8 protein-coding genes are annotated in these 9,610 nt (G+C 69.0%); 7 read left to right on the plus strand and 1 reads right to left on the minus strand.

What is annotated here, in order from left to right; all coding sequences use genetic code 11:
• Nucleotides 1-74 precede the first annotated feature (74 nt).
• Nucleotides 75-851 carry a class I SAM-dependent methyltransferase gene (locus ACTIGN_RS01570; RefSeq protein WP_439620697.1) on the minus strand — a complete coding sequence of 259 codons (777 nt, stop codon included), beginning with the start codon at nucleotides 849-851 and terminating at the stop codon, nucleotides 75-77.
• A gap of 590 nt (nucleotides 852-1,441) precedes the next feature.
• Here ACTIGN_RS01570 and ACTIGN_RS01575 point away from each other — a divergent pair.
• The 7 genes from ACTIGN_RS01575 to ACTIGN_RS01605 form a co-directional block, all read left to right on the plus strand.
• Nucleotides 1,442-1,909, plus strand: coding sequence for a hypothetical protein (locus tag ACTIGN_RS01575; RefSeq protein WP_439620698.1), 468 nt, complete (start codon nucleotides 1,442-1,444; stop codon nucleotides 1,907-1,909).
• Complete coding sequence (locus ACTIGN_RS01580; protein WP_439620700.1) at nucleotides 1,906-3,411, plus strand: oligosaccharide flippase family protein; 1,506 nt, start codon at nucleotides 1,906-1,908, stop codon at nucleotides 3,409-3,411. Before ACTIGN_RS01575 ends, ACTIGN_RS01580 begins: the two co-directional genes overlap by 4 nt.
• Nucleotides 3,408-3,800, plus strand: coding sequence for a hypothetical protein (locus ACTIGN_RS01585; RefSeq protein ID WP_439620701.1), 393 nt, complete (start codon nucleotides 3,408-3,410; stop codon nucleotides 3,798-3,800). The genes ACTIGN_RS01580 and ACTIGN_RS01585 overlap by 4 nt, the downstream gene beginning before the upstream one ends.
• A 1,551-nt stretch (nucleotides 3,801-5,351) precedes the next feature.
• On the plus strand, nucleotides 5,352-6,827 hold the full coding sequence (locus tag ACTIGN_RS01590; protein WP_439620702.1) for a Gfo/Idh/MocA family protein: 1,476 nt from the start codon (nucleotides 5,352-5,354) through the stop codon (nucleotides 6,825-6,827).
• A gap of 136 nt (nucleotides 6,828-6,963) precedes the next feature.
• Nucleotides 6,964-7,620, plus strand: a complete 657-nt coding sequence (locus ACTIGN_RS01595) for a 3-keto-disaccharide hydrolase (protein WP_439620704.1) — start codon at nucleotides 6,964-6,966, stop codon at nucleotides 7,618-7,620.
• A gap of 170 nt (nucleotides 7,621-7,790) precedes the next feature.
• Nucleotides 7,791-9,011: a XylR family transcriptional regulator gene (locus tag ACTIGN_RS01600; protein ID WP_439620706.1), complete on the plus strand. Its 1,221-nt coding sequence runs from the start codon at nucleotides 7,791-7,793 to the stop codon at nucleotides 9,009-9,011.
• 217 nt (nucleotides 9,012-9,228) lie between these two features.
• The coding region (locus ACTIGN_RS01605) for a hypothetical protein (protein ID WP_439620708.1) at nucleotides 9,229-9,610 on the plus strand (382 nt) is incomplete at its 3' end.

Here is a 9,610-nt window from a genome sequence, read left to right on the forward strand (position 1 = left end):
GGCTCGGTACCGATCATCACGATGTGAGACCAACGCAGCACCGCGCTCTCGCGGCGGTCCGACCCTGTTGCGGGTCACGCGCCGCGGGCGGCGAGCGGTTCGGGGGTGGGTTGCGGGACGGCCGCCGGGTCGGCGCGGTAGAGGGCATAGTCGCCGGTGTGGGCCAGTTTGCGGAAGTTCCTCGCACCGTCCCAGGCGGCGGACTCCCGCGGATTGGCGTAGAGGACGTAGATCTCGCGCGGGTTGCGGCGGAACGACTCCTCGATCCGGGCGACAACGCCCTCCATGATCTCCCGCCCGAACGGGTTGTAGAAGTAGCACACCAGTGGTCCGGCGGGCAGCTCGTACTCCAGCGCGTCGCCGCAGACGAGTTCGACCTCGCACCGCCGCCGCTCGGCGGGGAACTTGTCGAGGTTGTGGTGGGCGATCCGGTCGAGTTCGGGGGTGAACTCGACGCCGACGACCTTCTTGAACGGCCGCTCCGAGGCCAGGAGCACCGCCCGCCCCTTGCCCGAGCCGTAATCGACGAACGTGAAGTCCTCGTGCCGGACGGGGACGACGCCGAGCAACCGGGCGAAATCGTCGGGGTGGATGGCCCCGTACGGGCAGCCGAATGCCCACGTCTCGCTGGGGATCTGGAACTGGTTGAGCTGGATCAAGCCGCCGGTGTCCACGCCGAAGCGGGTGTCGAAGTCGCGGTCGGATTCTTCGCGGCGGCGCTTCTCGCGCCGCCCGGTGGGCGTCATGTCTCTGAGCGCCTGCACGGCGCGCCGCAGGGTGTTGCGGACGGTGCCGACGGCACCGCGGCGGCGGTAGGAGTTGCGGAGCTTTGTGAGAAACCGTCCGAGCATGGTGGGACTCCGTGGCGGGGCGACCAACTCGCCCCGTCTGGTGCGAATCGCATACATGATGATCGCGGCACGTCGCGCGTCATCGAAGGGATCAAGCGATAGCGGACGGCGCCCGGTGAGTGTGGAACACCCGGCTTGAATAAAGGCAATCCGCTTGCCAAACGAAGTGACGATCTTGAACGACCGGTGCGGCCGGGGTCCGGCAATTCCCAGACGCCCGGCCCTCACAACACTGTAGATTGTGGGACTTACGCGGCCGAGGACCGCTCGGAGTGTCGCAACGAAACGTTGCCCGGCGACCGGATGGGAGTGGCCGTACCCCGGTCGCAAGAGCAGTCTGGTGGGTAAGTACGATATCTGGACAGGCATTACATTTCCACTCCGTGAGCAACCGACGCCGAAAGCGCGTGACCGCCGTCTCGTCGTTCGGATCTCCAATTAACTCTGGGATTGAGCTGCCGGGAGGGGGGCTTCGTCTGCGATTGAAGTCTCGGGCACGCGGTGTGCAGCCGGAACCGGCGCCCGTGGCCGCGCGTGCCCGACGCGGACGCGGTCTGTTACCCTGCGCGCCCCTGTTCGAGTGCAACGGAATGACCAGCTCGGACCCCACCCGCCCGGTTGATGACCCGACCGGGGCGCGGCTGCCGACTTACCTATTCGCCCCGCTCCGCAGGTGGCCCGTCACGCTCGCATGCGCGGTCGTCGCGGTGGCCGCCACCTTCGCCGTTTCCGAGCCCTACGCGCGGCCCCCCGGCGAGCTGGAGTCGCTGGAGGCCCGCCACCGGGTCGCCCTCAACGCGGCCGCCGAGTCCCGCAGGGAACTCGCCGGGCTTGCCCGCCGCCAGTCGGGCGCGGCGCTCGCGCGCCTGCGCCTGGAGGACGAGCAGGCCCAACTCGAATCGGAAGCCGCGGTGCTCAAGGGCCGGCTCGGCGTCACCGGGCGGGGCGCCGGCTTGCAGGTCGCGGGCGGGCAAGACCCGCCGCACCTGGTCACTGACTTCCGCCGCTACAACCTCCGCTCGCGCCACCCCGAGCTCGGCCCCGAGGTGGTCCGATGAGCGACTCACGCGTCATCGGCGGGACCGCGTGGACGGTGGGCGGGTACGCCGCGATGCAGGTGTGCCGGTTCGCGTTCAACGTCTCCCTCGCCCAGATGGTGGCCCCGAAGGTGTTCGGGGTGATGGCTCTGGTCAGCCTGTTCCTCCAGGGCCTGGAGATGTTCTCGGACCTCGGAGTCCGCCAGTGCGTGGTCCAGCACCCGCGGGGCGACGACCCGGGGTTCCTGAACACGGCGTGGACGGTGCAGGTGCTCCGGGGCACGGTGCTGTGGATCGGGACGCTCCTGCTGGCCTGGCCGATGGCCGCGTTCTACGGCGAACCGGCCCTCGTGTGGCTGATCCCCGTCGCCGGGCTCAGCGCGTTCGTCCACGGACTGTCCTCGACGTCACTGCTGACGTACAGCCGCGAGGTCCGGCGCGGGCCGCTGGTCCGACGCGAACTCGGCGGCTACGTCCTGACCTACGGCGGGGTGCTCGTCGCGATCGCCCTCATCGGTGAGCGGTGGCCCGGCCCCGAGGGCGAGGACCTGAAGCTGGCGGCTCTGGCGCTGGGCACGGTGGGGTACGCGCTCTGCGAGGTGGCACTGAGCTTCACGCTCGGGGCGCTCACGCGGCACCGGTTCGCGTGGGACCTGGAGGCGCGGCGGGAGCTGCTGAACTTCGGCGGGTGGGTGTTCCTCAGCAGCGCCTGCACCTTCCTGGCGGCGCAGGCCGACCGCCTGATCGTCGGCAAGCTCTCGCTGGAATTGCTCGGCGTGTACCACATCGCGGTGGTGATCGCGGCGCTGCCGGCGGGCGTGCTGGCGGCCGTCGGCATCCACCTCGTCTACCCGCTGATGGCCGACGCCCTGCGGGACGGCGAGCCGGTGTCCCGCGTGTTCCGGCGGGCGCACCGCATCCTGGTCGTGACCGCCGGCCTGCTGATCACAGGCGTCGCGTGCGTCGGCCCGGCGTTCGTCAACCTCCTCTACGACGACCGGTACGCGGCGACCGCCGGGTTCGTCCGGCACATCGCCGTCGCGGCGTGGTTCACCGCGCTGCTCATCCCGGGCGAACTCGCGCTCCTCGCGGTCGGGCAGACCCGCGGCGTGGCCGCCGGCCAGGCGGCGCGCCTGCTGTTCGTCCCCGGCATGCTCCTGGGCGGCTACTGGGCCGGCGGGCTGCCCGGCCTGATTCTCGGCGTCGCCTGCTGCGAGGTGGTGCGCTACGCGGTCGTGGCACTGTACCTCAAGCACCAGGGCGTGCGGGTTTACCGCTCCGACGCGGCGGTGACGCTCCTCGCCGGCCTCGTGCTGGGCGCGTACGTCCTCGTCGAGGAAGCCGCCGGGCCGCGCGGCCGGCTCGCCGTCCCACTCGTCGGCGGGGCGCTCCAGGTGGTCTTCTGGGCCGGGGTGTACTGGGTCTGGGCCGGTCCGGTGCAACTCGCCAGTCCCCTCGGCCGCATCACGCCCGGCACCCGCACCACCGTGGACGGGGGGCATTCGGGGCCAACGATTACGTGACGAAGCCGTTCGACCGCGAAGTACTCCTGGCACGGGTCCGGGTCGGCGAGCAGGTGGTGGTGCTGCAGACGGAACTCGCCGAGAGGATCATGGAACTCGAGGCCGCGCTCGTCAGGGTCCAGCAACTTCGGGGGCTGCTGCCCATCTGTGCGTACTGCAAAAACATCCGTAACGACAAGAATTACTGGCACGAGGTGGAGTCGTACGTCAAATCTCACTCGGAGGCGAATTTTCGCCACGGCATCTGCCCCGCTTGCTGGGACAAGGTCGGAAAGCCCGAGCTCGAGGAGGGCGGGCACACAAACCCACCGAATACCCGGGTGAGTGCGGTTCGGGGCACTAAAACTACATCGTTGGCCAAGAGTACACTCGGCCAAACCTTCAAATGATTCAGATTAAAAATACGCTCGCTTTAACCGATAGGAGTTACGCAGTTGGGCTCGGACCTGCTTGTTATTGATGGGGCAGACAGTCTTGTCTGTCGCCAGTCGCCTCAAGAGGCAGTCAAGAATGTCTGCCCCACCAAGCCAACTGCGTAACTCCTAACTGATGCCGATGTTTGTTTCGTGTCCACTCACTATTGACAGACCGGTTAACGCCTCGGAGTTCGAGGAGTGATAAACTCGGTGTCCGAGAGGTACTCGAAACCTCGGTCGATTAACTGAAGGGCATTGGGGTTAGCCCCCAGCTGCGTAACACCTCGCGGTTGGCGCGGCACCGGTCGCACAAGGTGGCCGACGTCGACCTGTCGGACCGCACGTTTCAACTCGTCCAACTCAACCGGAACAATCGCACCTACCGCCTCCTGCTTGACGTGTGCCGAATCCCCACGAGATCCTCCTGCCGAGCGAGAGCGGGGGCCGATTACGGTTGCGCGACTTCGTCCGAGACGAGAGGCGCATGCGCGGGCTGTTCGAGCGGTTCGTCCGCAACCTTTACCGGCGGCACGCGGCGGGGTACGCCGTGGGGGCGGAGGTGCTCCGCTGGGAGGCCACGGTTGCAACCCCCGGTGACCTGGCGCTGCTCCCGTCCATGCGGACGGACGTGTGCCTCCGCGGTGCGGGGCGGGTCCTCGTGATCGACGTCAAGTACTACCGCGAGACCCTGCAGCACCACCGGGGCCGCTCGACGGGCCGGTCCGGGCACCTGTACCAGCGGTTCGCGTACCTCAGGAACAATCTCGGTGGAGGGGCCCACCACCACGGCGGCCGAGGGGGTGCTGCTGGAGCCCCTCACGACCCGCCCCCTCGTCCTGGAGTAACCGGATCCACGGGCACCGCGTCGCGTCCGCACCCTGGACCTGAGCCGGGACTGGGAGCGGATCCACGACGACCTCCTGGCCCTTGTCCCGCCCGCGGATGATTCGCCCCACGGAGGAGGGGCGGTTCCGGGACATCAGATGAGCCCCGTCGGATGAGTGGTGTGACCAGGCGCCGCAGTCTCAGCGCGGAAGTCGCCTTCGAATGTCGCGACTTCTGATTACTGCTCGACCAGAGCAATCAGGGCGACGAGAGCCCGCCGAGCTGCGACTGACACCGCACCTGCGCCTTTGTGAATACCCACCCGGTCCCCCGGCCCGACCGGGCCACTGCCTCCGGCACCTCGTCGGCCGTTCGGAGCCGACACGACGTGCGATCCGATGCCCAGGTGAAATTTCCTACCTTATGGACGCTGCCGCCCCGCGAGTGGGCGGCCGGTACGACACGATCGAGATCATTTTCGTTCTCGCCGCCCGGGGGATGGGCACCAAAGTACCTCAGCGGAACCGAGGTTCATTTGATCCCCAGTGGCCCGCTGATGCCGGAAAACCTCAATCCGATTCTGCAAAAGCTCATTTCTGGCGGGGATGGCCTGCTGAATGATGAGGGACCGCCGGATTTTCGGGCCGAGGTCCGCCGGAACGAACCGTGGTCAGGCCCACTCCACGAGGAGCGAACCACATGAAACTCTCCCGACGCGACTTCCTCGACGATGCCGTGTGTGCGGCCGCCGCGGCCCTGGCGTCCGGCGGCACGCGCCCGGCCCGGGCCGATGAAGCCGCCGCCCCCAAGGCCCGGGTCGGGCCGGGCGACAAGATCCGCGTCGCCGTGATCGGCGTCAACGGCCAGGGCGGTGCCCACCTCGCCGAGTACCTGAAGAACCCCGACGTGGATCTGGTGGCGGTCTGCGACTGCGACCCGGCCGCTTACAAGAAGCACCTGGACAAGTTCAAGGGGCTGAAGACCCCGCCCCGCTACGTCCAGGACGTCCGCAAGCTGCTGGAAGACAAGGCCATCGATGCGGTGTCGATCGCGACGCCCAACCACTGGCACGCGGTGATGGCCGTGTGGGCCATGCAGGCCGGCAAGGACGTGTACGTCGAGAAGCCGTGCAGCCACAACGTCCGCGAGGGCCGGGTGATCACGCAGTGGGCGCGCAAGCTCGGGCGGATCTGCCAGATGGGCGTGCAGAGCCGCAGCATGTCGGGCATGCGCAAGACGCTGGACTTCGTCCACAGCGGCAAGCTCGGCAAGGTGACGGTGGCCCGGGCGATCTGCTACCGGTCCCGGCCCAGCATCGGTACGGCCGGCGCGGACGCGCCGATCCCGGAGGGACTGGACTTCGACCTGTGGTGCGGGCCGGCTCCCAAGGTCGTGCCCCGGCGCAAGCGGCTGCACTACGACTGGCACTGGGTCTGGGAGACCGGCAACGGCGACCTCGGCAACCAGAACCCGCACGAGCTGGACAAGGCCCGCTGGGGCCTCGGCAAGCAGGACCTGCCGCGGCGCGTCGTCAGCCTGGGCGGCCGGCTCGGCTACGTCGACGACGGTACCGTCGCCAACAGCCAACTGACGTTCTTCGAGTGGGACGACGCCCTCCTCATCTCCGACGTGCGCGGCCTGCCGATCAAGACCCCGGTCACGTTCGGACTGAAGTCGGGTCCGTTCAAGGGGGCGGCCAACGTCTGGTACGGCACCGAGGGGTACGCGGTCTCCCCGGGCTACACCAGCGGCATCGCGTTCGACTACGACGGCAAGGAACTGGGGCGGTGGAGCGGCGGCGACTACCAGGCCCACTTCGCCAACTTCCTGAAGGCGGTCCGCAGCCGGAACCACAAGGACTTGCACCTGGACATCGAGGACGGCCACCTGTCCAGCGCCCTGGCCCACCTGGGCAACGCCTCCCTGCGGACCGGCAAGGTCGTCCCGGCGGGGACGCACCCCGCCAAGCTGGCCGACGACAAGCGCGTGGCCGAGACCCTCACCAGCTTCGGGGAGCACTTGAAGGAGAGCGGGGTGGACTTCAAGACCACGCCGCTCCTCCTGGGGGCCGGGTTGGCGATCGACCCGAAGACGGAACTGTCCGACAGCGCGGAGGCGAACAAGCTGTTCACGCGGGAGTACCGCAAGGGCTTCGAACTTCCGGAAGTCCAGTAGTTCCGAACGGACCCGTCGCGTTCCGGGCCGGTCGGGCGGGCGCCAGACCCAGGGCGTCCCCCGGACGTCATCGGCCGATGCGCCACCGCCCCGAGCCCATTGTTACCGTCCGCATCAACACTCAAGGAATCAACGCATGGTCAGGACTTTCACCGAGGGGCCCAAGGCGGCGTGGGTGCCGGGCGCACTCGCCGGGCTGGCCGCAGTCGGCGTGCTGACGCTGACCGTCGGCCTGGCGGCCGCCGCCGATGAGGCGGACGACCTCCAGCCCATCTTCAACGGCAAGGATCTCACGGGATGGAAGGCCCCGGAGCCGAACCCGTACTGGAAGGTGGTCGACGGCGTCCTGGTGGGCGAGAACAACCCGGCCCTCAGGGGCAGCATGCTGTACACCGAAAAAGAGTACGGCGACTGCGTGGTCGAGGCGGAGGTGCGGTTCTCCGGCGAAATCGACAGCGGAATCATGATCCGGAAGCCCGAATTGCAGGTGCAGATCGGGGTCTCCCGGAGCCTCAAACAGGACATGACCTGTTGCTTCTACACCGGCGGCAAAGACGCCTACCCCGAGGCCGGCCGCGCCAAGGACGTCGACAAGTTGTTGAAGGCCGGTGAGTGGAACACGATCCGGCTCCGGGCCAAGGGGGACACGTTCACCGTCTCGCTCAACGGCCAGCAGGTCGCCACGTATGCGAACAAGAAGTACGCCGCCGCGGCACCCATCGGGCTGCAGATCCATTCCGGGGTGAAAATGAAGGTAGAGTACCGCAACATCAAGGCCAAAGTGCTGGACTGAGGGCGGCACGGCATCGAGGGGACCCGGTGCCACCGGGTGAAAGATCTCCAGATGCGCGACCCGTGGCGGGGCACCCCGGCACCCATTGTTCGGCCAGGGCGCGACGGGGCGACGTATCGGAGCGAGTGTGCCCCCGCCTCTCATCGTTTGCGACAACCGGGGACCCGCCCATGGTCACGAGCCGCGACAAGCCACTCGACCGTCCGCAGCGCACGGTCGCCCTACTTGTGGAATCCTCGCGGTCGTTCGGCCGCGGGCTGCTTCACGGCATTGCCCGGTACGTCCGCGCCCACGGGAACTGGCTCGTGCTCCACGAGGAGCGAATGCTGGGAGGGGCCGCGCCGGCCTGGCTGGGCCGGCGCCCGTGCGACGGCATCCTCGCCCGAATCGACACGCCCGCCCTGCTGACGTCCATCCGGAAGCGGGGCGTGCCCACGGTCGACCTGCTCGGCCGGTACGCCGCCCCCGGCATCCCACAGGTCCGCCAGAGCCACGCGGCGATCGCCCGGTTGGCGGGGGAGCACCTGCGCCAGCGCGGGTTCCGGCAGTTCGCGTACTGCGGGTTCACCGGGGCCGGGTACTCGGTCGCCCGCCGCGACGCCTTCGTGGCCTGGGCGCGGGCCGCCGGGTTCGAACCCCGAGTGTACGAGGACGCCCCCGCCGACGACGCGGCCGACACGAGCACCATGGAGGCCACGGGCGGGTTCGAGGCGAAGGGGCTGGCGGCCTGGGTCCGGGGGCTCCCGCGGCCCGCGGCGGTCATGGCCTGCAACGACGCCCGCGGGCTCCAGGTCTTGAGCGCCTGCCGGGCGTGCAACGTCCGCGTCCCCGACGAGGTGGCGGTCATCGGCGTGGACAACGACGACGTGGTCTGCGACCTCGCCGTCCCGCCGCTCAGCAGCGTGGTGCCGCCGACCGATCGGATCGGGTACGCCGGGGCCGCCCTCCTGGACCGGATGATGGGCGGCGAGCCGCCGCCGGCCGAGCCGCTCGTCTTCGACCCGCCCCGGGTCGTGACCCGGTTGTCCACCGACACCCTGGCCGTGCAGGACGCCCGGGTCGCGGCGGCCCTCCGCATCATCCGCGACCGGGCCTGCCAGGGGCTCAACGTGGACGGGGTGCTGGGGTTCCTGGGCGACCAGTCGCTCCCGGTCTCGCGGTCCACCTTGGAGCGGCGGTTCGCCCACATCCTGGGCCACTCGCCGAAGGACGAGATCCTCCGGGTGCGGCTGGCCCGCGTCAAACAACTGTTGATCGACACCGATCACTCGCTGGTCACCATCGCCCGGTTGGTCGGGGTCGAGAACCCCGAGTACCTGAGCGCCCTGTTCAAGTCCAAGACGGGCGAGACGCCCGGAAGCTTCCGCAAGCGAATGGGGCTCCTTCGGTAGTGCGCCGCCCACGTGCATCGGGAGCATCGTCACACGAGTTGCTCGGCGAAGGCGACACGGCGGGCGCTTTGATGATTGAACAACCCGGCCGCCGGCGCGTCGTTCGGTGCCCGGCTGATGCGCGTTCCGGACACGCCTTTCCGCGCCCCGGTCCAAGCAACCACGCACCGGAACCCGTTGCGTGTGTCGAATCACTCCGAAAACGGGCGGTGCCCACATGAAGACTTCGACCTCGACCCTCGCGCTCGCCGTGCTCCTCGGCGGCGCGTGCGCGTGCGCGTGCGCCGCCGCAGACGACACCCAGCGGTTGATCCCCTGGCCGTCGCTCGGCGGCAAGCCGCACCCGGACGAGGCCGCCCTCGCTACGGCGGACTGGACGACCCTCGCCCGGCAGTCGCTCGCGCCGCGGGCCGTGCAGTCGCTGAACCGCGATCGGACGTTCAACTACTTTCCCGCGGAACAGCTCGACCCCGCACCGGTCGCGCCCGAGGGGACGGCCGCCCTCGGCGGGCTGACGTGGGACCGGCCCCGCGGGGGCGAGGTCCTCTGGCAGATCGGGACGCCGGACCGCTCGGCGGCCGAGTTCGGGTTCGCCGAGG

The sequence above is a fragment of the Gemmata sp. genome (genome assembly GCF_051859125.1).
Taxonomy (GTDB): domain Bacteria; phylum Planctomycetota; class Planctomycetia; order Gemmatales; family Gemmataceae; genus Gemmata.

Excerpts from the sequence above, each read along its gene's own strand:
- ACTIGN_RS01595 (WP_439620704.1), top strand. The coding sequence starts at position 6,964 with ATGGTCAGGACTTTCACCGAGGGGCCCAAGGCGGCGTGGGTGCCGGGC.
- ACTIGN_RS01575 (WP_439620698.1), top strand. The coding sequence starts at position 1,442 with ATGACCAGCTCGGACCCCACCCGCCCGGTTGATGACCCGACCGGGGCG.
- ACTIGN_RS01600 (WP_439620706.1), top strand. The coding sequence starts at position 7,791 with ATGGTCACGAGCCGCGACAAGCCACTCGACCGTCCGCAGCGCACGGTC.
- ACTIGN_RS01570 (WP_439620697.1), bottom strand. The coding sequence starts at position 851 with ATGCTCGGACGGTTTCTCACAAAGCTCCGCAACTCCTACCGCCGCCGC.
- ACTIGN_RS01580 (WP_439620700.1), top strand. The coding sequence starts at position 1,906 with ATGAGCGACTCACGCGTCATCGGCGGGACCGCGTGGACGGTGGGCGGG.
- ACTIGN_RS01590 (WP_439620702.1), top strand. The coding sequence starts at position 5,352 with ATGAAACTCTCCCGACGCGACTTCCTCGACGATGCCGTGTGTGCGGCC.